Genomic DNA, 26,388 nt, shown 5'->3' with positions numbered 1-26,388 from the left:
GGAAAAAGACGCTTCTTGAAAATTGTCGCCAATGAGTTGACGCATACAGGCAAGGGGAAAAAGTCGCTTCTTGAAAATTACCGACAATGCGTTGACACATACAGGCAAGGGGAAAAAGTCACTTCTTGAAACTTGCCGCCAATGAGTTGACGCATACTGGCAAGGTGGAAAGAATGACAAAATCTTGACTTTATGTTATAATAGCTATATGAGGTGAGAGTATGGCATCAAATATTAGAGCGATTAAGCAGGTTTTAGACCAGTATTTAGGTAAAACGTTAAAAGTTACAGCTGAATTAGGACGCAATCGTGTACGGGAAAGTAATGGCGTGTTATGCGAGACTTACCCATCTGTGTTTATTATTGAATTAGGTAATGAATCCTCGATTGATCGAATTTCTTATAGCTATACAGATATTTTGACCAAGGAAATCGTGCTTAGTTATGAAGATGAAGAATTGTCCTTCTAAACTCCTTTAGAGATCTAGTGGGACGGATGACCTAACCATAACCGATCACCTGACCACAGTAGTTAGAAAGACTAGACCGCGAATTATCTCGGTCTTTTTTCATGCCAAAAAGCAGGATTATAGCTTGACAGGAAGAGGGGTATTGGGGTATTCTTTCTGTAAATCGTAACGGCTATTATTTACTAAAAGAATTGGCGAAAAAGCCAAGATAAGAAAACTATTGCCTGCCCTCTTGATAGAATCTTTTTCGCTTATGAATAAGTTGAATTGACAGGCATAAAAGAGATAAGCAAGGATAATTGATGTAACAGGCATTTTCAAAGAGAGATGCAAGAGTAGTTGAATTGACAGGATTTTCAAGGCAAGTTGCAAGGATAATTGAATTGACAGGAATAAAAGAAATGAAGGAGGGATAAGGTGGTCTATTTAGATGTGAAAAATCTAGCTTTTTCCTATGATGACGAACGTGTCTTGGAAGATATTTCTTTCACTTTGGATGCGGGAGACTTGACGATTTTAACTGGTGAAAATGGGGCGGCCAAATCAACCTTATTGAAGAATATACTTGGCTTACTAGAACCAGATACGGGGACGGTAACTTGGGCGAAAAAGAATACAGAAGGTCGGAAACTTTCGATTGGCTATTTGCCTCAGACGATAGCGTCTTTTAATAGTGGTTTTCCTAGCACGGTGCAGGAATTGGTGGCTTCAGGTCGTTTTCAACAAGGGAAATGGTTTAAAGCTTTAACAAAAGAAGATGACGAACATGTTCAGAAAGCCTTGGAGTCAGTAGGGATGTGGAGCTTCCGCCATCGTCAAATTGGGGACTTGTCTGGAGGTCAAAAGCAGAGGATCTGTTTAGCTCGGATTTTTGCGTCTGATCCAGATGTCTTTGTTTTAGATGAACCGACGACTGGTATGGATAAAGAATCCCGGAAGAAATTTTTGAATTTATTGCAACACTCTTGCCGCCTCCATCAAAAGGCTGTCTTAATGGTGACCCACCACGATGATGAAATTCTTTATGGGGATCAACATATTCATTTGGAAAGAAAGGAGGATTCGCCTTGGAAGTGTTTTTCTATGGCTTCATGCAAAAAGCCTTCATCGCCGCAAGTTTAATGGGAATTTTGGCGCCAATACTAGGGATATTCTTGATTCTTCGTCAACAATCCCTATTGGCGGATACCCTTTCTCACGTGTCTTTGATTGGGATTGCTTTAGGTGTTTTGTTAGGCTTTAATCCAACTTATACTACTCTATTGATAGTCGTGCTCACAGCGATAGGATTAGAGGAAGTAGCTCGTTCCTTCAAGGGTTATTCAGAAGTATCTATTGCTATTGTGATGTCAGTGGGGATGGCGGTTGCCCTGGTCTTGATGCGCCTACAAGAAAGTACGACATCTATGTCCATTAACCAGTTCCTATTTGGATCCATTATTGCGATTACAAATGAACAATTGCTTGTATTGGCCGCTTTAACGCTTCTTGTCTTGATTGGATTTTCTATTTTCAGAAAACCATTGTATGTTTTAATGTTTGATGCGGCTACTGCTCATACAGCTGGCTTGCCGGTGCGCTTGATGTCTACTTTGCTCACTGTAGCTATCGGAGCTGTTATTGCGGTCATCATGCCAATTGCAGGTGCTTTGTTAGTGTCTGCGGTGATTATCTTACCAGGGGCTATTGCCTTGCAGTTGGCAACGAGTTTTAAAACAGCAGTAGTGAGTGGAGTGATTTCAGGTGTTTTGGGGATGTATCTAGGTTTATTTGCCTCTTATGCTTTTGATACACCTCCTGGAGCGACCATCACCATTTGTTTGGCTATTTTATTAGTCTTAGCGATAACTTTACGGAAAAGTCGTGCCAGATTCTCTCTTAAAAAATAAATCGAGTAAAAGCCTTTCTCCTAGTGAGGAGGGTTTTTATTTTTTGGTCAGGAAAATTTTGGGCTTAGTCAACCCTAACTTAGAGGGAGCGCACTTGTTTGCGAATAGCTTGGCCTAAAGTTTCTCCGAACATTCATATAGGATCTGTTGGATATTTAATGCATTTAACGAACATTTAAGAGAGAATGAGTTCACTTTAGGAAGGATTATCGGTATAATAAAGCAGAAAGAGAGGAGGCCAGCGATGAAAACACGGAGAAGTGAACGTTTGGTTGACATGGTATACTATCTTGCTCATCATCCACATGAATTAATTACGCTTGGCTTTTTTACGGAACGCTATCAATCGGCTAAGTCTTCTATTAGCGAGGATCTAGGGATTGTAAAGAAAACCTTTATGGATCGAGGAATTGGTTTGATTGAAACTGTTCCAGGCGCTACTGGTGGCGTGCGATTTATCCCTATGATGAAGACCAGCGATGCCTTGTTAGTGGGGGAAGATCTGGCAGCTGCCATTGCGAATCCTGAACGCATTTTGACAGGGGGCTTTATTTTCTTAACGGATCTATTGTCTAGGCCATCCGTATTGAATAGGATTGGGCGGATGATTGCCTCGCGTTATGCCAAAGAAAATGTGACTGCTGTGGTTACCGTAGCTAGTAAAGGGATACCGATTGCAGAAGCAACGGCACAATATTTGTCTGTCCCATTTGTGATGGTGCGGAGGGAATCAAAGATTACAGAAGGATCAACTGTCTCGATCAATTATCCATCTTACCGAACCAACCGTGTTGAAAAGATGGAAGTAACGAAGCGAGCCTTGAAAAAAGGCGATCGTGTGATTATCATCGATGACTTTTTAAATGGAGGAGGAACCATGCAGGGGATGCAAATCTTGGCAGAAGAATTTGGAGCTAAGGTTGTGGGGAATTGTGTTCTCTGTGAATTACATCGACCAGATGAAAAGCAGTTGGGGCAAATTGAATCTATCGTGCGCATCACTGACTTAGATGAGCAAGAAAAAAGGGTTCAGACAACTTTAGGTTCCTTCTTTGACCACTATAAAGCAGAAGGGTTGAGTGAGTGATGCAAGAAAAAGACGTGTATGGAATTGTGCTAGCAGCAGGTAAGGGGACTCGGATGAAGTCCAAATTGTATAAGGTCTTACATCCTGTTTGCGGTAAGGCAATGGTTTTGCATGTAATGGATAGCCTAGAAGAAGCCGGGGTATCGCATTTGGTTACTGTGGTAGGACATGGTAGCGATGCTGTCAAAGATTTATTAGCTGATCGCACGGATTATTGCTTCCAAGAAGAACAATTGGGGACAGCCCATGCCGTAAAGATGGCTAAAGACCTTTTGGCGGATAAAGAGGGGAAAACTATTGTCATCTGTGGCGATACGCCTTTGATTCGTCCGGAAACCTTGAAAGCTTTATTGGCGCATCATGATGAAACTCTAGCAAAAGCCACGATTTTAACTTCTTTGGAAGAAAATCCTACAGGTTATGGGAGAATTATTCGTGATGAAGAGGGTTCTGTTCAAAAAATTGTGGAAGAAAAAGATGCAACGGATGAAGAACGTTTAGTGAAAGAAGTAAATTCTGGAACTTACGTTTTTGATAACCGATCCTTGTTCAAAGCTTTAGAAGAAGTGAAGAATGACAATGCTCAAGGCGAATACTATCTTCCTGATGTGGTGGCCATTCTGAAGTCTTGGGGCGAAGTTGTTTCGGCCTATCCAATGGAGGATGTTCGTGAGGGGCTTGGCGTTAATGATCGACTAGCTCTCTCTAAGGCGACACGTTTCATGCAAGAGCGGATCAATCAAGAACACATGCTGAATGGGGTGACCATGATTGACCCAACGACTACTTTTATTGATGCTGGAGTAAAAATTGGTGCTGATACCCTGATTGAAGGGCAAGTTACTATTAAAGGCCAAACGGTTATTGGCGAAGATTGTACGATTACATCGGGGTCTAGACTTATTGATGCGACGATTGGTAATGGGGTTACTGTGACACAATCTGTTATTGAATCTGCACGTATGGCAGATGGGTCAAATATTGGGCCATTTGGTCGCTTACGTCCTCAAGCGGATATTGGTGAAAATGTCCATATTGGTAATTTTGTTGAAGTGAAAAAGGCAACGATTAAGAAAGATAGCAAAGTCGGTCATTTAACCTATATTGGGGATGCGACAGTTGGCGAGAGAGTCAATGTAGGTTGTGGGACTATTTTTGTCAACTATAATGGGAAAGATAAATTCCATACAACAGTAGGGGATGATTGCTTTATTGGCTGTGATACGTCATTAGTGGCTCCAGTTAATCTTGGAGATGGGGCTTTTACAGCTGCGGGTAGTGTCATTACCAAGGATGTCCCAGCAGATGGCTTAGCTATCGCAAGAAATCGTCAAAGTAATAAAGAAAACTATGCGAAAAAACTGCCACATCGTAGATAAACGTGGTAGAATGATATGTGATGTGTCACAAATGTTTTCAGCAAAAATATGATATCAGGAGGAATAATGGTGCACGAAATAAAAGATTCAAGATTTAAACTATTTGCCTTAAGTTCTAACCAACCTTTGGCAGAAAAGGTGGCGGAAGCGTTAGGTATTCCACTAGGCAAAGCGGCAAGCCAAACATTTAGTGATGGTGAAGTAAAGATCAACATTGAAGAAAGTATCCGTGGCTGTCATGTTTATGTTTTGCAATCTACATCACAACCAGTAAATGATAACTTGATGGAATTGTTGATCATGATCGATGCTTTACGTCGGGCTTCTGCTAAGACGATCAATGTAGTGATTCCATATTATGGTTATGCTCGTCAAGACCGTAAAGCTCAATCGAGAGAACCGATCACTTCTAAGTTGGTTGCTAATATGATCACTGTTGCGGGGGCTGACCGTGTGTTGACTTTAGACTTACATGCGGCTCAAATTCAAGGTTTCTTTGATATTCCTGTTGACCACCTATTAGGAGCGCCTTTATTGGCAAACTACTTCTTAGAACATGAGACATTCAAAAATAATGCCAGCGATGTGGTAGTAGTTTCTCCAGACCATGGTGGGGTAACTCGTGCACGCAAATTAGCAGAATTTTTGAAAGCACCAATTGCCATTATTGATAAACGTCGCCCTAGAGCCAATGTGGCAGAAGTGATGAATATTATCGGTAATGTCGATGGGAAATATTGTGTGATCATCGACGACATGATTGACACAGCTGGGACGATTACTTTGGCAGCTAAAGCCTTAGTGGATGCCGGTGCTAAAGAAGTTTATGTCTGCTGCACTCACCCAATCTTGTCTGGTCCAGCTATTCAACGTTTACAAGATTCTGTCATTAAAGAAGTTATCGTTACTGACTCTATTCAACTTCCTGAAGAAAAGAAAATTGATAAGATCCGTCAAGTCAGCGTAGCTAAATTATTGGCTGAAGCTATCTTCCGGATTCATGAAGATAAGTCTGTTAGCCCGCTCTTCAATGAAAAATTTGATGGAGAAGACTAAAAGAAAAACTAGTGAATATGACAAAAGCAACGCACCCCTCTTTTGGAAGGGTGCGTTAGCTTGCGTACGTCACTTTAGGGCAGGAGCCAGGTAAACAAAAAACCACCACCCATAATGGTGATGGTTTCGTTTCAATAAAGTAAAGCTTATTGAGCTTCTTTTTCTAATTCTTCTAAAGCTTTTTGAAGAACGCCCTTCAAAGTAGCAGCGGATTCTTTCATTTTAGCTTGTTCAGAATCGTTTAGAGGGATTTCGATGACACGTTTGATCCCGCTGTTGCCAATAACGGCTGGAACACCAATGAAGATGTCGCTTTCGCCGTATTCACCGTTTAAGTAAACGGATAGTGGAAGAATAGCATTTTCATCATCCAAAATAGCACGGGTGATACGAGCTAAAGTAGCACCGATACCATAGAAAGTAGCACCTTTCTTTTCGATGATGGTGTAAGCAGCGTCACGAACTTCGAAGAAGAGTTCGACCATACGTTGTTCGTTGATTTCTGGGTGGTTCTTAACCCATTCGTAGATTTGTAAACCACCGACATTAGCGTGTGACCATACAGGGAATTCTGTGTCACCGTGTTCACCAAGGATGTAACCGTGAACGTTACGAGCGTCTACGTCCAATTCTTCAGCAAGAGTTTGACGGAAACGAGCGGAGTCAAGAGAAGTACCAGAACCGATAACACGTTCTTTAGGAAGACCAGAGAATTTCCATGCAGCGTAAGTCAAGATATCAACTGGGTTAGCAGCAATTAATAAGATACCATCGAAACCGCTGTCCATGATTTGTTTGATAACACCTTTAAAGATGCGGATGTTTTTGTTCACCAAGTCTAAACGTGTTTCACCTGGTTTTTGAGGAGCACCAGCAGTGATGCAGACAACTTCAGCGTCTTTACAGTCAGCGTAGTCAGCAGCGTAAATTTTCTTTGGAGAGTTGAAAGCCAAAGCGTGAGAAAGGTCTAAAGCATCCCCTTCAGTTTTTTCTTTAGCAATGTCGATAATCCCTAATTCTTGACCGATGTTTTGTAAAACGAGTGCATAAGCGTAGCTAGATCCTACAGCGCCGTCGCCGACGAGAATGATTTTTTTGTTCTTAATGTTGGCATTAGCCATGGTGAATAACCTCCTAGATTCACTTTTTGCTTATTGCTAGTATACCATTTTAGAATCGGCTTGTCTTCTGAAATGAACAATTTTATAATGTAAGCAAACAGAAATTTTTCAGAAAATCTGCCTTACAAGGCTTTTTTAATATAAGCTAGCATGAAAACGCTAAACATAGCGAAAGCGTTTACTACAGTTTCTCAAAAAAATGAAACAGTTTGCTTCTAAAGACGGATAAAATAACGCTAGAGGAAAAGGGATAAATAAGAGTGGAGAAAAAGAAACAAATGAAGCGTATTAAAATAAGCTGCGAATGAATTGTTTGAGAAAAAAGAAATAAACAAATGAAGCGTATGAAAGCCAGCTGCGAATGAAGCGTATGAGGAAAAATAAATGAAACAGATGAGAAAAAGTGGCAAATGAAGCGCATGATGGAAAAGTGGCAAATGAATCGTTTAGAATAAGAGCAATCAAGCGTGTGCGAAGAAGAAATAAATCAAGCGTTAGAATAATGAATAATCTCAAATGGGGTACTATGACCCTTTGAGTGAAAGGTGAAAAAATGAAAGTTATTGTTGGTTTAGGAAATCCAGGTAGTCAATATTTAAATACTCGGCATAATATGGGCTTTATTACCTTAGATGAATTAGCCCATCAAGAGGGCTTAAGTTTTAATCGTGAACGAGCTGAAGGTGTATATGCGGAGTGGTTTGTGAATGGGGAGAAGATTTTGTTAGTCAAACCTTTGACCTATATGAATCGTTCTGGCCATTGTGTGGGACCTATTATGGACTATTTCAATGTAGATACAGAGGACCTCTTAGTCGTTTATGATGATATGGATTTAGCAGTTGGTAAATTACGTCTACGCTTTAAAGGGTCTGCAGGTGGCCATCGGGGGATGAAAGATATTCAAGAATGGATGGGGACGACAGAAATCAAACGATTAAAATTAGGTATTGGCCATCCGAATGGGCGTCAAGCGGTCGTTGATCATGTCTTAACCCCCTTCAAAAAAGATGAACATGAAGCAGTATTAGGAGCTGTTTTAGCGGGTGTAGATGCCCTGAAGGATTGGGCTTCAGGAAAGAAATTTGAAGCAGTAATGAGCCAGTATAACCAGTAATGAGTCAGTATAACCAGTAATGCGTCAGCACAAGTAGTAATGCGTCAGCACAAGCAGTAATGATTCAGCACAAGCAGTAATGCGTCAGCACAAGCAGTAATGAGTTAGCGCAAGTAGTAATGAGTCAGTATAAGCAGTAAGGCTTTACTAGTAGACACTAGGAATTAGTCAAGGAGTACAGGAAGAGGAAAAGGGTTTTAAGAAAGATGCAAACTATACTCAAATTAACAAAAGAACAATCTCCCATTCGTCAGTGGTTAAAAGGGGTGGGGAAATACTCAAGACAAGTAGTGATTGGCTTAGGAGGATCGGCTAAGGCTTTAAGCTTAGTGGAGTTGGCGGAACAGAGCGACCGACCAGTCTTAGTCCTTCTACCGAACCTATTAGCCTTGACGGATTTAAAGGAAGAGTGTGAACAATACGCTGGGAAGGATTTGACACTGACAGAGTTCCCTGTTGAAGAATCTTTAGCCTCTGAAATGGCTATTGCGTCCATGCCTCACCAAATTGAACGCTTGAAAGCCATGATCCACTTATTAGAAGGGCGTAAGGGGCTTGTTTTTGCTGCTACAGCTAGTTTATCTAAGCCACTTTTGCCGCCAAAGGTCTGGGCAGCTCAAGAGTTTTCCGTTCGAGTAGGAGACGATTGGGGAAGTTTGGAAGCTTTGGTGGATCGTTTAGAATTATTGGGCTATCAAGGGCAAAGCCAGTTGAATCGGCCAGGGGAATATGCGAGAAGAGGGTCGATTATTGATATCTTCCCCATGAACCGTAACCTACCGATTCGTTTAGATTTTTTTGATACAGAAATTGATAGTTTAAGGGAATTTGATCCTGAAACGCAACAATCTATTGGCGAAATAGAAACAGTTAATGTGTGGCCTAGTCAGGAGTGGCAATTTACAAAAGAAGCCTATCCAGCTGTTATAAAGCAGTTGAAGGAAGCTTTGGCCAGTGTGAAGAGAAAACGGAAATATCCAGAATTATTGGCTAAATGGCAATTGCATTTAGAAGATTTGATCACGCAAATGGAGAATGGCGAAGAGCCCCTTAATGTGGCTTATTATTTGAGCCTTTTTCATAGCAAATTAGAGAGTTTGCTGGCTTATCTGCCAAAGGATTCTCCGATTGTTGTGGATGATTATGCGCGCTTTAGTGAACAATCAGCCTTGATTTTAGAAGAAGCAGGGCAGTGGGTTGTGGATCAACGACAAGAAGGTATTTGGCTACCAGAGACAGACTTTGTGCTCAATCCACGGGAAGAAATCCTTGCGACAAAGCATTCGACCAGCTTTTTAGCCAGCATTCAACGAGGCTTGGGGCAACTGCATTTTGACGCAGTTCATCAGGTGGAATTTAGACCTATGTTAGAATTTTTCTCTCAAATGCCTATGTTAGAACAAGAAATCAAACGTCTAGAGAAACAACACATGACAGTCCTGTTAGCCTTGTCTTCAAGTAAAGCCAAAGAGCAAGTGACACAAGTTCTAGAAGACTTTGGGATTAATTTCATCTATAGTGATCAAAAAGAATATGTCCAAGGTGCTCTTCAAATTATACAAGAGCCAATTCAATCAGGTTTTGAGTTGCCGATGGATAATTTGGCAGTGATTACCGAAAGAGAACTATTCAATAAACGTCAAAAGAGAAGAAAGATTGGCAATAACCTGTCCAACTCTGAACGTTTGAAGAGTTATACGGAGTTGAAAAAGGGCGATTATGTTGTTCATGTCAATCATGGGATTGGGATCTACCAAGGCATTAAAGAATTAGTGGTGTCGGGGATTACAAGAGAATATATGTCTATCGCCTATCAAGACGGGGGACATCTCTATGTGCCAATCGATCAATTGAAATTGGTACAGAAGTATGTGGCTTCTGAATCTAAAACACCGAAAATTAATAAATTAGGTGGGACAGAATGGGCTAAAACTAAGGCGAGAGTAGCTTCTAAGGTAGAGGACATTGCAGACGATTTAATTGATTTATACGCTCAACGCCGTTTCCAAAAGGGATATGCTTTTTCTAAAGATACAAAGGAACAAGCTGAATTTGAAGAATCTTTTGGTTACCAAGAAACGCCAGACCAATTACGGAGTATTCGAGAAATAAAAGAAGACATGGAAAAACCTAAACCCATGGATCGTCTCTTGATTGGAGATGTGGGTTATGGGAAAACTGAAGTGGCGATGCGGGCAGCATTTAAGTGTGTGATGGACGGGAAACAAGTGGCTGTTTTAACCCCGACTACTATTTTGGCAGAGCAACACTACGAGACTTTTAAAGATCGATTTAAAGATTTTCCTTTCGAGATTGAATTGATGAGTCGTTTTCGGACGCAAAAGCAAATGAAGGAAACGATTGAACGCTTGAAAAAGGGACAGACGGCTATTGTGATAGGGACGCATCGTGTCTTAAGTAAAGATGTGGATTTCTTAGACTTGGGTCTTTTGATTGTGGATGAGGAGCAACGTTTTGGGGTTCGCCACAAGGAAAGACTGAAAAAATTGAAAACACAAGTAGACGTACTGACCCTAACGGCGACACCGATTCCTCGAACCTTAAACATGTCTATGTTAGGGGTTAGGGATTTGTCGGTGATCGAAACACCACCAGCTAATCGCTACCCTATTCAAACCTATGTGATGGAACAAAATGGGGCAGTCATTCGTGATGCTATTGAAAGAGAGTTGGCTCGTGGAGGTCAAGTCTTCTACCTATCTAATCGGGTAGAAACTATTGAACAAAAACGGGGCTATATTGAAAGTTTAGTGCCAAGTGCCCGAGTAGGTATAGCTCATGGGCAGATGACTGAACGAGAATTAGAAGCTGTATTGATGGATTTTTATGAAAAAGAATTGGATGTTTTAGTGACCACGACGATTATTGAGACAGGGATCGACTTGCCTAATGTGAACACGCTCTTTATTGAAAATGCTGATCGCTTTGGCCTTTCTCAACTCTACCAATTGAGAGGAAGGGTAGGGCGAACCAATCGTTTAGCCTACTCCTACCTCATGTATCAGCCGGATAAGACTATTACAGAAATTGGTCAAAAGAGATTGGAAACGATGAGGGAATTTACCGATTTAGGATCAGGCTTTAAAATTGCCATGCGGGATTTGTCTATTCGTGGCGCTGGGAACTTAGTCGGTCAACAACAACACGGCTTTATTGATTCGGTAGGTTATGATCTTTATGTGCAATTGCTTAAAGAAGCTGTCGATCGAAAGAAGGCTGAGTTGGAGCATCAAACCCCTCAACAAGAAAAAGAAGAGGTGGATATTAACTTGAACGTGCCTGCCTACTTCCCTTCTTCTTACATGGCTGATGAATACCAAAAAGTAGAATTTTATAAACGTATTCACGCTATCGATGGGGAGGAAGCCTATCGGGAAATTCAGGATGATCTCATTGATCGTTTTGGTGTCTTTCCAGACGAAGCAGCTCACCTACTAGATATTGGTTGGTTAAGGTATGAAGCGCAAGAATCAGGCTGCTTATCCATCAAGCAAAAAGCGGATGAGATCACTGTGATTTTTGATGGGAAAGCTTCCCTCTTATTAGCTGGGGAAAGTCTCTTCTCTTGTTTAACTGCAACGCAAATGAAGGCCAATGTACAAATGGCTGATGGACAACTTGTTTTATGTTTCCGGATAGCTAAGCGGACTCCAGATAGTTTTATCACGGAATTGAGGCGGTTTTTCCAAAAAACACATGAGCAAATGGAGGAGATGACTCATGGGGCAAAAGGGAAATAGTGGCCAAATGATAAGAGGAAATGGAAATCGACTGCTGAAGGGGGCGTCAGGGCTTGCGATTGCAGGCTTTTTGGTCAAATTCTTGAGTGCAGTCTACCGGATTCCTTTCCAAAACAAGTTGGGGGATGCGGGCTTCTATGTTTTTCAACAAGCTTATCCTTTCTATGCCTTTGCTCAACTCTTATCGGCGAGTAGTTTACCCCAATTTTTAGCTGGACGTTTAGTGGAGAGTCAGGGAGAAAAAGATGAGGGGGATATATTACGTCAATCCTTTATCTTTATAGGGAGTTTATCCTTTCTAATGGCTCTAGCCCTATTCTTTTTTGCAGGGGAGATTGCTTCTTGGATGGGAGATAAGGCCTTGTCTAGCGTAATCAAACAAGTGAGTTGGGCTTATTGCTTGATAGCCCCCCTTTCTTTAATGAGAGGGCAATTGCAAGCTAAGGGGCAATGGACTTTGCTCGCTTACAGTTTGATTGTGGAGCAAGCCGTGCGTGTCGGAGTTATTCTGTATGCCTGCTATGGCTTCTTGTCCAATTCTCTTTATCAGGTCTCATCTGTAGCCATGTTAGGAGGATTCTTCGGTGGATTAGCAGCTATTTTCCTCCTCATGATGTCAGGCCTTAAGCTACCCTTATGGTCAAAAAATAAAAAGCGGTCTTCTATAAAGGGTGAGAACCGCATCGCTTTTTGGCTCAAGGAAGCAAAGATATTCCTAGAGCAAGCGAGTGTATTCATTGCTTTTGCAGCCCTCTTGATTGCCTTTCAAGCTGTAGATTCTTTTAGTATTTTTAAAGCCTTAAAGGCATTGGAGGGGAAAGCGTCCTTGGCTAAATCTTTAAAGGGAGTTTACGATAGGGGTCAACCGATTATTCAATTAGGGGCAGTCTTTGTCACTAGTTTGGCAACAACCTATATGCCGACTTTACGAAAAAGTTTTAGCGAGGACAAAGAGATATTTAGGAAAAAAGCGAAAGAATTGTTGCGAATCAATCAGCTATCTTCTCTTTATTTAACGATGGGCTTAATAGCGGTCATGAAAGCATTAAATACTACTTTATTCGAAGATTCGGCAGGTTCCCTTGCTTTACAAGTCTTTGCTTTAGGCCTTTTGCCCCTGTCTTTCATCTTGAGCCAGCAAGCCATTTATCAAGGGCAAAGTCGTTTTCGTCATAGCCTTTTAGCCCTTCTTCTAGGACTAACGGTCAAAGCTTTTTTGACCTATCCTTTAACACGGTATTTGGGGATAGTAGGGGCTTCTTTAGCTACAACACTTGCTTTAGCGGTGATTGCCTTAGAATTGCAGAGGAAAAGTGATGTAGGCTTTGTTTTCACCATGAGAGATAGTCTACGGCAACTTTTGGAAGTAGGCTTGATGGGGGCTATCTGTTTAGCGGTATTTTACGGGATTAGCCCAGAGAATCGCTGGGGGCATTTGCTTACTTTAGGTCTACAAGTAGGAATAGGCTTAGGGCTAGGGATTTTCTTTATCCTGAAAGCTAACTATTTGACCAAAGAAGAGTGGGAAATCCTGCCCTTAGGAGAAAAAATATTAGGACTAAAAAAGCATTTTTTCGCTAAGTAAAGGAGATCTAGCCACTTGTGTAGACCATATTTTTTCACTAGCTAAGAAGAAAAGAAGTCTTATAGGACAAACCCAATGTTAGCTAGAAGGAAATAGGAGTCTTATAGGATAAAGCTCAATGTTAGCTGAAAAGGGATAGATGCCTTATAGGATAAGCCCAATGTTAGCTAAAAAGGGATAGGAGTCTTATAGGATAAAGTTGATGTTAGCTGAAAAGGGATAGATGCCTTATAGAACAAACCCAATGTTAGCTATAAGGAAATAGATAGCTTATAGGAGCGAGCTAATGAAAGTTAGATGAAGAAAAAATGGCTTATTGTATAAATTCAGCTCCAGATAAATAAAAACCAGAGGGGATAAAGAAGATGAGATTAGATAAATTTTTAAAAGTTTCTCGTTTGATCAAACGTCGTACGGTGGCTAAAGAGGTAGCAGATCAAGGGCGTATTACGATTAACGAACGTGTGGCTAAGTGCTCGACAGATGTGAAAGAAGGAGATGAATTGACCATTCGTTATGGCAATAAAACATTGACTGTTCGGGTGGATAAAATTCAGGACAGTACGAAAAAAAGTGATGTCAAAGAAATGTATACTATTTTAAAAGAAATTCCCCTTCAAAAAGAAGACATGTAGAGAAAAAGGCTAGCTAAAAGAAGCCTTTAATGCTGGGTGTTGTCCTTGAATGAAGTCTGTAAGAAAGTAACTGATTGGGCAATGACTCTGATTGAAGCCTATAACAAAGTAACTGACTGGGCATTGCCCGTAAATGAAACTTGTAAGAAAGTAACTGGCAGGGCAAAGTCCTTGAATGAAACTTGTAAGAAAGTAACTGACTGGGCAATGTCCTTGAAAGAATAAAGGCTTTTGAAAAAGGAACAAGCCACAAAATTGATCCATAAGGATGAAAGGAAAAATTTGATGAGAATGTAAGTTTTTTCATCAAATGACGGTTACTTTTTATAGAAAAGCTTAAGAAGAAGTGAGAGGCTAGAAAAAGCCTTTAGAAATCTAAAAAAAAGCAAGAATTCATTGGACAGTTCTAGGGCTTTATTGCTATACTTTAGCTAGGATTATAATTTTTTCGATCCTTGGAGGGGTATCATCATGAGAAAGACAAAAAAAGGGGCGTCAGTTCGCTATGAATATGCATTTTCTGTTAAATGCTCCCTCGTGCTGTGCGCTATTTTTGCCTTGGTGGTGATTTATCGGACGATGAAAGATGTCCAAGATATCCAGGCAGCGAAAGTCGAAACTGAACAAGTACGTCTAGCTGTGGCTAAGAAGAAGGCTGAAAATAAAGACCTTCATGAGCAAATTGAACGTTTGCAAAGTGAAGACTATATCCTAGAACTAGCTCGCTCGAAGTATCATTATAGTTTTGATGATGAAATTATTTTTCAATTACCCACCGAGCAAACGGGAAGTAATTAATCATTTAATGAGTAGGATAATATATGCCATCTAAAGCGGGATGGAAGAATTAAGGAGGAACGCTTGTTATATGTCAGTTGAAGTAAATCAAGTTGTTGAAGGGGAAGTTACCGGGATTACGAAATTTGGAGCTTTCGTTCAACTTGAGGCGAATGAGTCCGGTCTTGTGCACATTAGTGAGGTAGCAGATGCATATGTGAAAGAAATTTCTGATTATCTTGCTGTCGGAGATAAAGTTAAGGTAAAAGTCATTAAGATTGCTGATGATGGGAAGATCAGCTTGTCGATTCGCAAGGCTCAACCAAAAGAAACGAAAGCCAAGCCGGTTGAACATCGTCCAGTGAAGAGTCCATCTTTTCCAAGTCGTCCAGCACCTTCTAAAGCCAAAAGCAATGATTTTGATTCTATGATGAGTGCATTTTTGAAGGATAGTGACGATCGTTTGGCCTCTTTACGGAAAAATACGGAAGGTAAACGTGGCGGTCGTGGTGGTCGTCGGAGTTAAGAAGACCTAGCTTGGGATATGAGGCTTCTCATGTCCTTTTTTTGATGAAACAAAGGAGTAACGAGCATGGAATGGAATAAAGAAGTGTTAGAACCCTTTGATACGCTAGTTGCGGCGATTTCTGGAGGAGCTGATTCAATGGCTCTTTTAGATTTGCTGGCACAACATTGTCAAGACAAGCATGTCGTCGTTGCGCATTTTGACCACCGTCTAAGAAGTGAGAGCTCACAACAAGCACAAAGTTTGATGGATTATGCTAGTGGACGTGGCTTCCCCTTTGTGATGAAAATGTGGGATGCCCCAGAAAGAGCAGAAGCTGCAGCTAGAGATGCTCGTTATCGTTTCTTAAATGAAATTGCGGATCAATACCCTAATAGCGCTATTGTGACGGCTCACCATTTCGATGATCAAATGGAAACTTTTTTCTTAAAGTTAGTTAGAGCCTCTACTCTCAACGGCTTATCGGCCATGGCTTTAAGAGCTGACTTCAAGGGAAGATCACCTATTGTCAGACCCTTGTTGATGCAAGAAAAGAAAACTTTAGAAGACTATGTCAGAGCAAAAGGTTTGCCTGTTTTTGAAGATCCATCTAATATGGATTTATCCTATGAACGTAATTGGTGGAGAAATGTTTTACTTAAACAGGTGAGGGAGAAATATCCGCAATTTCCTGAACAAATGCGGCATATCTTGTTTGACATTCGAGCAGCTGATCGACTTTTACGTGTGTATAGTGAAAATTGGCTGGAAGAATTGTGCAGCTTTGACAGAAAGAGGATTTCCTTATCTATAGATGTCTATAGTAAATGGTCTAACTATCAGCAACGATTAGCCTTGATGTATTTGGCAGAACGATTGATTACGCAATACAATTTGACCTTGAGTCGCCAGCAGGTAGAGGATATCAGTTCTTTATTGACGGATCCCTTTAGGCCACAAGCCAGGCTGTCTTTGCCAAATGATTGGACCTTTGAAAAGAGCTACCAAGTCGCTTATATAAAGAAAGATGCCAGGGTGATGAAAGAACGTCTCACCCATCCAATTCATTTGAATGGACCAGTGCAAGCCCCTTTACCAGAAGGGAAGGTTCTTTTATCAGTCGAACGTGAATTAGAGGATGACGAAGCCTTAGATTTGATGGGCAAGACCTGCTTATTCCCTATAGAGTCCCTAGGAAAAATTACTGTACGCCACCGGGAAAATGGAGATATCATACGCTTTTCCAGCCCAGGACGGACGCCTTTTCATCAAAAAGTAGCTCGGTTTTTTATTAATACAAAAGTTCCAAATGATCAACGGGAATCTTATTTATTGGTTTTGAATGAAAAAAATACAGTGATTGGTTTGCTGGGGTTGATGACGACTGATAAACAATTAGCGAGTGATCATCGTTATTTACAACTGAAAGTTTACAAGGAGGATTCGCATGATTAACGAATTAAGTCAAGATATCGAACGTATTTTAGTGACAGAGGAAGAAATTCAAGACAGGATCAAGACGCTAGGTGAACAAATTTCAAAAGATTACGCAGGAAAGAATCCTTTGGTGATTTGTATTTTAAAGGGAGCGGCCTTCTTTATGACCGACCTTGTTCGCTATCTCACGGTTAAATGTGAAATGGACTTTATGGATATCGATTCTTACGGAGATGCAACGGTTTCTAGTGGGCAAGTGAAGATTGTTAAAGATTTGTCTACTTCAGTGGACGGACGGAATGTCTTGATCGTGGAAGATATTATTGATACAGGAAGAACCCTTCACCATTTGAAAGAATTATTGGCCTTAAGAAAAGCAAAATCTGTTCGTATCTGTACCCTTTTAGACAAGCCAGAACGTCGGGAATTTGGTTTAACGCCAGATTACATCGGTTTAGAAGTGCCAAACGAATTTGTAGTGGGTTATGGTTTGGATTACAGACAACATTACCGGAACTTGCCTTACATTGGGGTTTTAAAAGCAGATATTTACGAGTAGAAATTGAAGAATACAGCTAAAATAGAGGGGTCGGTATCGTTAGGATGCCGACTCCATTAAAAAAAGAAGGGAAAGGTTCTAAAAATCGACAAAGATGAAGATTTTCTTTCGGTCTTTCTCTTGAAATGTGTTATCATGACAAAGTACAGATGAACGAGATCAACGGAGATCCGCCAAGCTGCAGTTGCCCACTGCGCGGAAAAGCCTAGACGGACACATCATGAGTCTTCCTTCGTTGAATTCGATAAAAACGATGGGCAAGTAGGAGGGAACAATGAATAATAAGAGAAACATATTCCGTAATATCATCGGAGTGGTCATGCTACTTCTTGCTGGGGTATACCTCTTTAATCTGGCAACAGGCTCATTAAATGGACCAGTCAACCAGATCTCCAGTAGTGAATTTATGAAGAGCCTTGAAAAAGGAGAAATAGATGAATTCTCCTTGCAATATGAACAAGGGATTTACACAGCTACTGGTGATTTTTATAAAGCCCAAGCCTCAAAATCGGTGAAGGGTAAAGAGAAGGATTTAGCTATTTTTGACAATCGATCAGGAAAAAGCAAACACTTCGAAGCAAAAATTTTGCCAAATGATGATACCTTGAAGCAAATCACCCGTTTAGCGAAGAAGAGCAATACCAAACAAGTCGCTATGCCGGAAAGTCAAACGGGGATGTGGCTTGGCCTTTTGGCACAGCTCGTTCCATTCTTAATTGTGGGCTTCTTTATCTATTCCATGACCCAAGCCACTCAAGGTGGAGCCAAGGGACCGATGAGTTTTGGACGCACTAAGGTAAAAGACGTGTCCAAAGAAAAAATCAAGGTACGCTTCTCTGATGTAGCTGGGGCAGAAGAAGAAAAACAAGAATTAGTGGAAGTCGTTGAATTCTTGAAAGATCCTAAGAAATTTACCGCATTAGGGGCTCGTATCCCAGCAGGTGTCTTACTTGAAGGGCCTCCAGGAACAGGGAAAACCTTGCTAGCTAAAGCCGTAGCAGGTGAAGCAGGGGTACCATTCTTCTCTATTTCTGGGTCTGAATTTGTTGAAATGTTCGTCGGTGTTGGGGCAAGTCGTGTGAGAGATTTGTTTGACAATGCTAAGAAAAATGCCCCAGCGATTATCTTTATTGATGAAATTGATGCAGTGGGTCGTCAACGTGGCGCCGGTATGGGTGGCGGTCATGATGAACGTGAACAAACCCTGAACCAATTGTTAGTTGAAATGGACGGCTTCTCCGGTAATGAAGGAATCATCGTCATTGCAGCGACTAACCGTTCAGATGTCTTGGATCCAGCCTTGCTTAGACCAGGACGTTTTGACCGTCAAATTTTAGTGGGTCGTCCAGATGTTAAGGGACGTGAAGCTATTTTACGTGTCCATGCCCGTAATAAGAAATTAAAATCCAGCATTGATTTGAAAGTCTTAGCCCAACAAACACCAGGTTTTTCTGGGGCGGACTTGGAAAACTTATTGAATGAAGCTGCCTTGCTCGCTGCTCGTTTAGATAAGAAAGAAATTGATGAAGCTGATGTGGATGAAGCTCATGACCGTGTAATTGCCGGACCTGCTAAACGGGACAAGGCTATTTCTGAAAAGGAACGTCGCATGGTAGCCTTCCACGAAGCAGGTCACACCATCTGTGGTTTGGTCTTAAGCGATGCCCGTATTGTCCATAAAGTTACCATTGTGCCTCGTGGCCGAGCTGGTGGTTATGCGATTATGTTACCGAAAGAAGATCGCTTCTTAATGACCAAACGTGAACTTTTAGATCAAGTTGTAGGTCTTTTGGGTGGACGTGCAGCGGAGCAATTGATTTTTGATGCGCTAACTACAGGGGCTTCCAATGACTTTGAGCAAGCTACAGGAATTGTTCGCTCTATGGTAACGGAATATGGGATGTCCGATAAGTTAGGAACTGTTCAATATGAAGGGAACCATCAAGTCTTTATTGGACGTGACTATGGGCAAACTAAGACCTATTCTGAACAGGTAGCCTTTGAAATTGATAGCGAAATCCAACGCATCATGAGAGAATCCTACCAACAAGCGATCGATATTATCTCTTCTCACCAAGAACAGTTACATATCATTGCTGAAAAACTATTAGAACTTGAAACCTTGGATGCTCGTCAAATCAAGTCTCTCTTTGAAACTGGAAAGATGCCAGAAGATAGTGATGAAGAATATAAAAGAGAACACTCTGCGAAAACCTTTGAAGAAAGCAAGAAAGCTTTAGAAAATAAGGAACGTGAACGCAGAACAAATGACCAAGATGACCATACAAGTTCAACAGATTCAACTCATGAAGAAGAACAAAAAGTAGATGAAGCTGATGGGAAAGAAGATAAAGCTGAAGAAGAGAATTAGACATAAGCTAGAATAGATTTAAATTCTCTAAGTATTTCATCTAGTGAGCTAAAGGATTGAAAATGAGGCCCGGTGTAAACCGGCCTCATTTTTTGAGAAAGGATTAGAGAAAAGGGGATAGACATGGGAGATTACTTAGTGAAAGCTTTAGGATATAAAGATAATGTCCGGCTTTACACAGTGAATATGACAGAAACCATCCGAGAAATCCAAGAAAAATTAGATACTTGGAGTGCTTCCACTGCTGCTTTGGGGCGTAGCTTAATTGCAACAGCACTTTTTTCCAAAAAGTTAAAAGGGGAAGAAAGACTCTCCATTCAAGTACGAGGGGATGGCTTGGGAGGAGCTATTGTGACAGAAGGGACAGCTGATGGCTATGTCCGAGGTTATATTGCAGAGCCACATTTGACTTTACCGCCAAATGATAAAGGAAAGATCGATGTCCGCCGTGTCGTTGGAACTAAGGGAAGCATCACTGTGGTGAAAGACCTTTTGATGAAGGAACCTTTTAGTGGGCAAATCCCTATTGTGGATGGGGAGTTGGGCGTTGATTTCACCTACTATATGGCTGTGTCGGAGCAAATCAATGGAGCGATGGGCTTGTCCGTTTATGTGGATGTAGACAATTCGGTTATATCAGCAGGCGGATTCATGATTGAACTCTTGCCAGGAGCGGATGAAGAAACGGTTAACGAATTAGAAGTGATCTTGAATCAACTTCCCGCCTTGTCAGACTTTATGTCCGCTAATCCAAAACCAGAAGATTTAGTCAAAGAAATTTTCAAAAACACGGATAGCCATATCTTAAGCCAAGAAGCCATTGCCTATCGTTGTAATTGTTCCAAGGATATTTTTGCAAGAGGCCTGATCTCTATCGGGGAAAAAGAATTGCAAGCCATGATAGACGAAGATCATGGAGCAGAAGCTGTTTGCCATTTCTGCCATAACGCTTATCAATTTACTGAAGAAGAATTGCGGGACTTAATCCATGTGATACAAGAAAAGAAAGCGAGAAACGAAGGGAGCGAGGACTAAAGTCATGTTTAAAATAGGCGATGTGGAAATTGTTAATCCAGTCGTTGTTGCTCCTATGGCAGGGATTTCCAATGCTGCCTTTCGTGTGACAGTGAAAGAATTTGGGGCAGGGCTTGTGGTCTGTGAAATGATTAGCGACAAGGGGATCCATTTTCATAACGAAAAAACCCTAAAGATGTTGCATATTGAACCCAATGAATACCCCCTCAGTGTTCAAATTATGGGGGGAGGAAAAGATAGTTTAGTAGAAGCAGCCCAGTATGTTGAAGAACATACAGATGCGGCTATTATCGATATCAACATGGGTTGCCCGGTAAATAAGGTCATCAAGGCTGAAGCAGGCGCTAAATGGTTACTTGACCCAGATAAAATTTATGAAATGGTCGATGCAGTGGTAAAGAGTGTCAAGCGACCAGTCACCGTAAAAATGCGGACGGGCTGGGACGATCAACATCTCTATGCCGTTGAAAATGCACTAGCGGCAGAAGCAGCAGGGGTTAGTGCCATTGCCATGCATGGACGGACCAGGGTACAAATGTATGAAGGAAAAGCTGATTGGGAAATTCTCGGCCAAGTCAAAGCTGCTTTGAAAAAAGTCCCTTTAATGGGAAATGGGGACGTAAGGACACCAGAAGACGCCAAGCGGATGATAGAAATTGCTGGTGTAGACGGAGTGATGATCGGTAGAGCAGCCCTAGCTAATCCTTGGATGATTAAGCAAACCGTTCATTACCTTGAAACGGGAGAACTCTTAGACGAATTAACGGTTCGAGAAAAAATGGAGATTGCTAAAACCCATCTCGACCGTCTAGTGAAATTGAAAGGGGAACATGTAGCGGCTAAAGAATTTCGTAAATTGGCAGGTTACTATCTCAAGGGAGTACCTAGAGCATCCAAAACCAAAGCAGCGATCACCCAAGCTAGCACGCAAGCAGAGATTGTCGACTTGGTGGATAGCTTTGTTTTGGCTTGCGAAAAACGCAAGGAAGGCAAAAATATAGGGAAAGCCTAGGAAAGAAAGCGATAAAGGGCAAAGCTTCCTTAGGCGAAGGAAAGTCTAGGGAAGAAAGCAAGGAAGGCCAATTATAGGGAAAGTCTAGAAAAGAAAGCGATAAAGGCTCAAGCTTCCTTAGACGAGTGGATTCGTGTTTAAAAAAAATACCGGTAATGGTAGAATGAGACAAAGAGGACTAAAGATATTTGTGGCTTTACATATAGAGGAGGAACAATGTTGACTGAAGAATTAAATGATCAGCTGATTGCACGACGCCAAAAGATGGAAAATCTTAAAAAAGATGGGATCAACCCTTTTAGCATGGGTTTTCGTCCAACACATTTGGCTAAAAATTTAGCTGATGAATATGGGGACTTAACGAAAGAAGACTTTGAAGGAAAGGATCCTATCCATGTTTTAATTGCTGGACGTATCATGACCAAACGTGGCAAGGGGAAAGTGGGTTTTGCTCACTTGAAAGATCGCACGGCTCGTATCCAAATCTATGTGCGCAAAGATGAAGTCGGCGAAGAAAACTATGCTATCTTCAAGCATGCGGATTTAGGGGATATTATTGGGGTAGAAGGTCATCTAATGGTGACAGATACTGGTGAATTAACTGTTAAGGCAGAAAAAGTGACGCACTTGACGAAAGCTTTACGTCCTTTACCAGATAAATACCATGGTTTAACGAATACCGAACAAAAATACCGTCAACGCTACCTCGACTTGATTGCTAATGATGAGAGCATGGAACGCTTTGTTAAACGTTCACGGATCATTACAGCTATCCGTCGTTACTTAGATGAACGTGACTATTTAGAAGTAGAAACGCCAATCTTGCAAACTATTGCAGGTGGGGCGGCAGCACGTCCATTTATTACCCATCACAATAGCTTAGATATGGAAATGTACCTCCGTATTGCGACAGAGCTCCATTTGAAACGCTTGGTTGTTGGGGGGATGGAACGGGTTTATGAAATTGGCCGTAATTTCCGTAACGAAGGGATTGACACCACCCATAACCCAGAATTCACCTCGATTGAAGTTTATACGGCTTATGCGGACTATAAAGATGTGATGGACTTGACAGAAGGCATTATCAAATATGCTGCGGAAAGTGTTCTTGGTACAACTGAAATCACTTATGATGGATACGAATTAAACTTAGGCAAACCATGGAAACGTGCCCACATGGTTGATTTGATCAAAGAACAAACAGGCGTCGATTTCTGGAAAGAAATGACCGATGAAGAAGCACGTGCGATTGCCAAGGAACATGGCATTGAAGTGGAAGATAACTATACATATGGTCATGTGGTGAACGAATTCTTTGAAGAAAAAGTAGAGGCAACCCTTTTAGAACCTACTTTTGTTTATGGCCATCCAAAAGCTATTTCACCATTGGCCCGGTCAAATGATGAAGATCCACGCTTCACTGACCGCTTTGAATTGTTTATCATGAAGCACGAATATGCGAACGCCTTTACCGAATTAACAGATCCAATCGACCAACGTGAACGTTTCATGAAACAAGTGGAAGAAAAAGATGCAGGGAATGACGAAGCTCATCCTTATGATGCAGACTTTATTGAAGCGTTGGAATATGGCTTGATGCCAACAGGTGGATTAGGGATTGGTATTGACCGCTTAGTAATGTTATTAACAGACTCTCAATCTATTCGTGATGTTTTACTATTCCCAACAATGAAGCCAATAGGCTTAGAAAAGGCAGAAAATGGGGGTTTGTCAAAAGAAACTTACGAAACTTACGACAAACTTACGACAGAAGAAATTGACCTTTCAAAAGTGAAAGTTGAACCATTATTTGAAGATATGGTAGACTTTGAAACTTTCTCAAAATCTGATTTTAGAGTTGTAAAGGTTAAAAACTGCGAAGAAGTTCCTAAGTCAAAAAAACTTTTGAAATTTACATTAGATGATGGTTCTGAAAAAGAAAGAGTTATTTTATCTGGTATTAAGGAATATTACAGCGCAGAGAGCTTAATTGGAAAGACACTACTTGCAATTTGTAATCTTCCTCCTCGTAAGATGATGGGAATCGACTCAGAAGGTATGATTATATCTGCAATTTGTGAGTATGACGGTGAAGAAAAACTTAACTTAATAATGCTGGATGATAATATTCCAGCAGGATCAAAATTATATTAAAGGACACGCTAATTATGAAACTGGGGTTTGTTATGAATCCCAGTTTAATTTTTAGGAGTATGTATGAGATGGATAATTAGAATAATTTTATTACCGATAAGATTAGTGTTGAGTTTTGCTCATAGCTTTTTTAACCTTCATATTAAGTTTGAGTACTGCGTTGTTAAGCGTAGTTTCTACTTTGATTTTTATAATTGGAATAGCTAGCATTTTTCAAGGAGACAAGCAAATTGTAATTGAAGCACTAATATTAGCATTTTTATTTAGTCCATTTGGATTACCTAAATTAGGTATATATGTTATTGGATTATTAGAATTATTAAACTATACAATAAAATCAATTTGAAGAAAAATAAATATAAGACAACCGTAGACGATAGAAAGCAATAATTCTGTCGTCTTTTTTTATTTTAAAGAGAGGAGGTAGGAATGAATTTTGATTATTTTTATAATAGGCAATCTGAGATGTATAACTTCATTAGGTTACCTATGGTATTAATGGAAGATGAGATTTTCGAGAGCATTTCTATTGAAGCTAAAGTTTTGTATTCATATATGCTCAATCGAATGGGTCTTTCATATAAAAATGGCTGGATAGATGAAGATGGAAAAGTTTTTATTTACTACACAATGGATGCTATTAAAGAGCAATTTAACTGTGCTAATGATAAAGCCTTAAAGATTATAAATGAGCTTGATACAAAATCAGGAATTGGATTGATAGAAAAGAAAAGACAAGGACTTGGAAAACCAAATAGGATATATGTTAAAGATTTTATGAGTGTTTTCTATGATTCAAATAATAGAAATCCAGATTTCCGAAAAGCAGAAGTCCAGACTTCCGATAATCGGAATTCAAGAACTCCGAATAACAGACTTCAAGATTTCCGAAAATCGGAAGGTAACTATAACAATATTAATAATAATGAGTTAAGAAAGAATGATTTTAGTAAAGGTCAAAAGCCTTATGGAATATATAAAAATATATTTTTGACTGATGAAGAATACAAGGACTTAACAAATGAGTTAGGAAGTAGAATTAATGAATACATTGATAGGCTCTCGTCATATATGAAAGCAAATAACAGAGAGTATCAAGACCACAAGGCAACGATAATCAATTGGTATCTTAATGATCAGGCGAAAAACATTAATGATAATACAACAAGGAAAATGAATTACGATATAGGAGAGAGTTTATGACAAGTTTAAAAGATTTTGTATTAAGAGAAAATGATATTGAAAGAAATGGGCATATCTATTGCAAGGTATGCGGTAAAAGAGTCGATGGAGAATTACTTGACCTTGGATTTACAAAGTTTATTCCCAGAATTATATGCGAATGTGAAATAAAAAGAGATAAGGAAAATGAAGAAAGAGAAAGACTGATGAAAATATCATCATTGAAAAGAGATTGCTTCTCATCGCCGCTCCAACACCAATATACTTTTGATAAATACTTAAATGAAAAAGGTCAAGCTTACAAGGTTGCTTACAATTATGCTAAAAGTTTTGAACAAATGAAGGAAGACAATGTTGGACTTTTATTTTATGGAGATGTTGGTAGTGGAAAGACTTATCTAGCTTGTTCAATTGCAAATGAATTAATTGAAAGAAAACAAGTTAAAGTTAAAATTATGAATTTATCTCAGGTTATAAACCAAATACAAAAATCAGCATTTAAGCTAGATTCAAATGAAATTATCAATAACCTCTCTAATATTCCTTTGTTAATCTTAGATGACCTTGGAATTGAAAGGGATACATCTTATGCAAGAGAACAAGTATATAACATTATAAACTCAAGATACTTAAAAGGCAGGCCGACAATTTTCACTACAAACTTATCATTGGAAATTATTCAAAATCCTAATATTGACCTTGAGTATCAGAGGATATATTCAAGAATACTTGAAATGACAATACCAGTTAAAGTTACAGGAGAAGATTTTAGAAGAAAAATCCATCAAGAGAAGTTAAGAAAATACAAAGAGTTACTTTTATATGGAGGTGGAATAGATGATTAATGAAGAAGTATCTAGGTCAAGTCTTAATCTTGAAGTAAGACTTGCAAAAGCAACAAGTAAAGCAATTCTTGATGCCTTAAAGAAAGTACACAAGCAAATAGAGGAACAAGGCGGCTTGAAAAATGTAATAAAAAATAACGGAGAAGAAGTAAAACTAAAAGATATGGTTAAAAAGGGACAGTTAGAAGAAATTAATCTAAAAGATCCTGAGTTAAAAGAACTAAAGAAAATTTTAAATAAACACGGAGTGAAGTTTTCTGTTATGAAAGATAAGGAAACTGGTAACCACTCTGTGTTTTTTCAATCTAAGGATATAAAAGTAATGGAACATGCTTTTAAAAAAGCAGTTAATGTATTTGGTAAACTAAAAATCAGCCAAGTGGCAATTAAAAATCCAGCCGCTTGACCAAC

The 26,388-nt window shown here is 40.1% G+C and carries 22 protein-coding genes and 2 pseudogenes; 23 read left to right on the top strand and 1 reads right to left on the bottom strand.

What is annotated here, in order from left to right:
* Positions 1–221 precede the first annotated feature (221 nt).
* The 6 genes from D3H64_RS03225 to D3H64_RS03200 all read left to right on the top strand — a co-directional run bounded on the left by D3H64_RS03225 (position 222) and on the right by D3H64_RS03200 (position 5,881).
* A complete protein-coding gene (locus tag D3H64_RS03225) occupies positions 222–470 on the top strand; it encodes a Veg family protein (RefSeq protein ID WP_121564745.1) in 249 nt (82 codons plus the stop codon).
* Between the two features lie 417 nt (positions 471–887).
* Entirely contained in the window at positions 888–1,592 is a 705-nt protein-coding gene (locus tag D3H64_RS03220; RefSeq protein ID WP_121564743.1) for a metal ABC transporter ATP-binding protein, read from the top strand.
* Entirely contained in the window at positions 1,544–2,359 is an 816-nt protein-coding gene (locus D3H64_RS03215; RefSeq protein ID WP_305000256.1) for a metal ABC transporter permease, read from the top strand. Before D3H64_RS03220 ends, D3H64_RS03215 begins: the two co-directional genes overlap by 49 nt.
* 244 nt (positions 2,360–2,603) lie before the next feature.
* Entirely contained in the window at positions 2,604–3,446 is an 843-nt protein-coding gene (gene purR / locus D3H64_RS03210; protein ID WP_121564739.1) for a pur operon repressor, read from the top strand.
* Positions 3,443–4,825 carry a bifunctional UDP-N-acetylglucosamine diphosphorylase/glucosamine-1-phosphate N-acetyltransferase GlmU gene (gene glmU / locus D3H64_RS03205; protein ID WP_370448446.1) on the top strand — a complete coding sequence of 461 codons (1,383 nt, stop codon included), beginning with the start codon at positions 3,443–3,445 and terminating at the stop codon, positions 4,823–4,825. The genes purR and glmU overlap by 4 nt, the downstream gene beginning before the upstream one ends.
* 66 nt (positions 4,826–4,891) lie before the next feature.
* On the top strand, positions 4,892–5,881 hold the full coding sequence (locus D3H64_RS03200) for a ribose-phosphate diphosphokinase (protein WP_121564736.1): 990 nt from the start codon (positions 4,892–4,894) through the stop codon (positions 5,879–5,881).
* Between the two features lie 146 nt (positions 5,882–6,027).
* On the opposite strand, the gene D3H64_RS03195 is transcribed toward D3H64_RS03200, so the two are convergent.
* Positions 6,028–7,002, bottom strand: coding sequence for an L-lactate dehydrogenase (locus D3H64_RS03195; protein WP_121564735.1), 975 nt, complete (start codon positions 7,000–7,002; stop codon positions 6,028–6,030).
* A gap of 553 nt (positions 7,003–7,555) precedes the next feature.
* Between D3H64_RS03195 and pth the strand changes: the two genes are divergently transcribed.
* The 17 genes and pseudogenes from pth to D3H64_RS03110 form a co-directional block, all read left to right on the top strand.
* The gene (pth, locus tag D3H64_RS03190; RefSeq protein ID WP_121564733.1) at positions 7,556–8,119 is read left to right on the top strand and encodes an aminoacyl-tRNA hydrolase; all 564 of its coding nucleotides are present in this window, start codon (positions 7,556–7,558) and stop codon (positions 8,117–8,119) included.
* Positions 8,120–8,325: 206 nt separating this feature from the next.
* Positions 8,326–11,880: a transcription-repair coupling factor gene (gene mfd, locus D3H64_RS03185; protein ID WP_121564731.1), complete on the top strand. Its 3,555-nt coding sequence runs from the start codon at positions 8,326–8,328 to the stop codon at positions 11,878–11,880.
* Positions 11,861–13,465, top strand: a complete 1,605-nt coding sequence (locus tag D3H64_RS03180) for a polysaccharide biosynthesis protein (protein ID WP_121564729.1) — start codon at positions 11,861–11,863, stop codon at positions 13,463–13,465. The genes mfd and D3H64_RS03180 overlap by 20 nt, the downstream gene beginning before the upstream one ends.
* A 365-nt stretch (positions 13,466–13,830) precedes the next feature.
* Positions 13,831–14,100, top strand: coding sequence for an RNA-binding S4 domain-containing protein (locus D3H64_RS03175; protein WP_121564727.1), 270 nt, complete (start codon positions 13,831–13,833; stop codon positions 14,098–14,100).
* 45 nt (positions 14,101–14,145) lie between these two features.
* Positions 14,146–14,325, top strand: coding sequence for a hypothetical protein (locus D3H64_RS03170; RefSeq protein ID WP_121564725.1), 180 nt, complete (start codon positions 14,146–14,148; stop codon positions 14,323–14,325).
* Between the two features lie 246 nt (positions 14,326–14,571).
* Positions 14,572–14,898: a septum formation initiator family protein gene (locus tag D3H64_RS03165; protein ID WP_121564723.1), complete on the top strand. Its 327-nt coding sequence runs from the start codon at positions 14,572–14,574 to the stop codon at positions 14,896–14,898.
* A gap of 70 nt (positions 14,899–14,968) precedes the next feature.
* Positions 14,969–15,403: a S1 domain-containing RNA-binding protein gene (locus tag D3H64_RS03160; RefSeq protein WP_121564721.1), complete on the top strand. Its 435-nt coding sequence runs from the start codon at positions 14,969–14,971 to the stop codon at positions 15,401–15,403.
* A gap of 66 nt (positions 15,404–15,469) precedes the next feature.
* Positions 15,470–16,837, top strand: coding sequence for a tRNA lysidine(34) synthetase TilS (gene tilS / locus D3H64_RS03155; protein ID WP_121564719.1), 1,368 nt, complete (start codon positions 15,470–15,472; stop codon positions 16,835–16,837).
* Entirely contained in the window at positions 16,830–17,378 is a 549-nt protein-coding gene (gene hpt, locus D3H64_RS03150) for a hypoxanthine phosphoribosyltransferase (RefSeq protein WP_121564717.1), read from the top strand. Before tilS ends, hpt begins: the two co-directional genes overlap by 8 nt.
* A gap of 274 nt (positions 17,379–17,652) precedes the next feature.
* The gene (gene ftsH, locus D3H64_RS03145) at positions 17,653–19,749 is read left to right on the top strand and encodes an ATP-dependent zinc metalloprotease FtsH (protein ID WP_121564714.1); all 2,097 of its coding nucleotides are present in this window, start codon (positions 17,653–17,655) and stop codon (positions 19,747–19,749) included.
* 123 nt (positions 19,750–19,872) lie between these two features.
* Positions 19,873–20,784, top strand: a complete 912-nt coding sequence (hslO, locus tag D3H64_RS03140; RefSeq protein ID WP_121564712.1) for an Hsp33 family molecular chaperone HslO — start codon at positions 19,873–19,875, stop codon at positions 20,782–20,784.
* A 4-nt stretch (positions 20,785–20,788) separates the two neighbouring features.
* Positions 20,789–21,796 (top strand): tRNA dihydrouridine synthase DusB, encoded by a 1,008-nt coding sequence (dusB, locus tag D3H64_RS03135; protein ID WP_121564710.1) that lies wholly within the window; start codon positions 20,789–20,791, stop codon positions 21,794–21,796.
* Positions 21,797–22,015: 219 nt separating this feature from the next.
* Complete coding sequence (gene lysS, locus D3H64_RS03130; RefSeq protein ID WP_370448445.1) at positions 22,016–23,950, top strand: lysine--tRNA ligase; 1,935 nt, start codon at positions 22,016–22,018, stop codon at positions 23,948–23,950.
* 63 nt (positions 23,951–24,013) lie between these two features.
* Positions 24,014–24,296: pseudogene (locus D3H64_RS10560) on the top strand (CD1845 family protein).
* An 83-nt stretch (positions 24,297–24,379) separates the two neighbouring features.
* Positions 24,380–25,153: a replication initiator protein A gene (locus D3H64_RS03120; protein ID WP_070607668.1), complete on the top strand. Its 774-nt coding sequence runs from the start codon at positions 24,380–24,382 to the stop codon at positions 25,151–25,153.
* On the top strand, positions 25,150–25,977 hold the full coding sequence (locus D3H64_RS03115; RefSeq protein WP_070607665.1) for an ATP-binding protein: 828 nt from the start codon (positions 25,150–25,152) through the stop codon (positions 25,975–25,977). Before D3H64_RS03120 ends, D3H64_RS03115 begins: the two co-directional genes overlap by 4 nt.
* Positions 25,970–26,326 (top strand): annotated as a pseudogene (locus D3H64_RS03110) (PcfB family protein); the annotation flags it as partial. The gene D3H64_RS03115 and the pseudogene D3H64_RS03110, both read left to right, overlap by 8 nt.
* Between the last annotated feature and the right edge of the window lie 62 nt (positions 26,327–26,388).

It is taken from the genome of Atopobacter sp. AH10 (assembly GCF_003664595.1).
Lineage (GTDB): Bacteria > Bacillota > Bacilli > Lactobacillales > Aerococcaceae > Atopobacter.
This window is presented reverse-complemented; position numbering and strand designations above follow the sequence as displayed.

Coding starts and splice junctions, on each gene's coding strand:
- D3H64_RS03225 (WP_121564745.1), top strand. CDS start 222: ATGGCATCAAATATTAGAGCGATTAAGCAGGTTTTAGACCAGTATTTA.
- purR (WP_121564739.1), top strand. CDS start 2,604: ATGAAAACACGGAGAAGTGAACGTTTGGTTGACATGGTATACTATCTT.
- D3H64_RS03200 (WP_121564736.1), top strand. CDS start 4,892: ATGGTGCACGAAATAAAAGATTCAAGATTTAAACTATTTGCCTTAAGT.
- D3H64_RS03195 (WP_121564735.1), bottom strand. CDS start 7,002: ATGGCTAATGCCAACATTAAGAACAAAAAAATCATTCTCGTCGGCGAC.
- pth (WP_121564733.1), top strand. CDS start 7,556: ATGAAAGTTATTGTTGGTTTAGGAAATCCAGGTAGTCAATATTTAAAT.
- mfd (WP_121564731.1), top strand. CDS start 8,326: ATGCAAACTATACTCAAATTAACAAAAGAACAATCTCCCATTCGTCAG.
- D3H64_RS03180 (WP_121564729.1), top strand. CDS start 11,861: ATGGGGCAAAAGGGAAATAGTGGCCAAATGATAAGAGGAAATGGAAAT.
- D3H64_RS03175 (WP_121564727.1), top strand. CDS start 13,831: ATGAGATTAGATAAATTTTTAAAAGTTTCTCGTTTGATCAAACGTCGT.
- D3H64_RS03165 (WP_121564723.1), top strand. CDS start 14,572: ATGAGAAAGACAAAAAAAGGGGCGTCAGTTCGCTATGAATATGCATTT.
- D3H64_RS03160 (WP_121564721.1), top strand. CDS start 14,969: ATGTCAGTTGAAGTAAATCAAGTTGTTGAAGGGGAAGTTACCGGGATT.
- tilS (WP_121564719.1), top strand. CDS start 15,470: ATGGAATGGAATAAAGAAGTGTTAGAACCCTTTGATACGCTAGTTGCG.
- hpt (WP_121564717.1), top strand. CDS start 16,830: ATGATTAACGAATTAAGTCAAGATATCGAACGTATTTTAGTGACAGAG.
- ftsH (WP_121564714.1), top strand. CDS start 17,653: ATGAATAATAAGAGAAACATATTCCGTAATATCATCGGAGTGGTCATG.
- hslO (WP_121564712.1), top strand. CDS start 19,873: ATGGGAGATTACTTAGTGAAAGCTTTAGGATATAAAGATAATGTCCGG.
- dusB (WP_121564710.1), top strand. CDS start 20,789: ATGTTTAAAATAGGCGATGTGGAAATTGTTAATCCAGTCGTTGTTGCT.
- D3H64_RS03120 (WP_070607668.1), top strand. CDS start 24,380: ATGAATTTTGATTATTTTTATAATAGGCAATCTGAGATGTATAACTTC.
- D3H64_RS03115 (WP_070607665.1), top strand. CDS start 25,150: ATGACAAGTTTAAAAGATTTTGTATTAAGAGAAAATGATATTGAAAGA.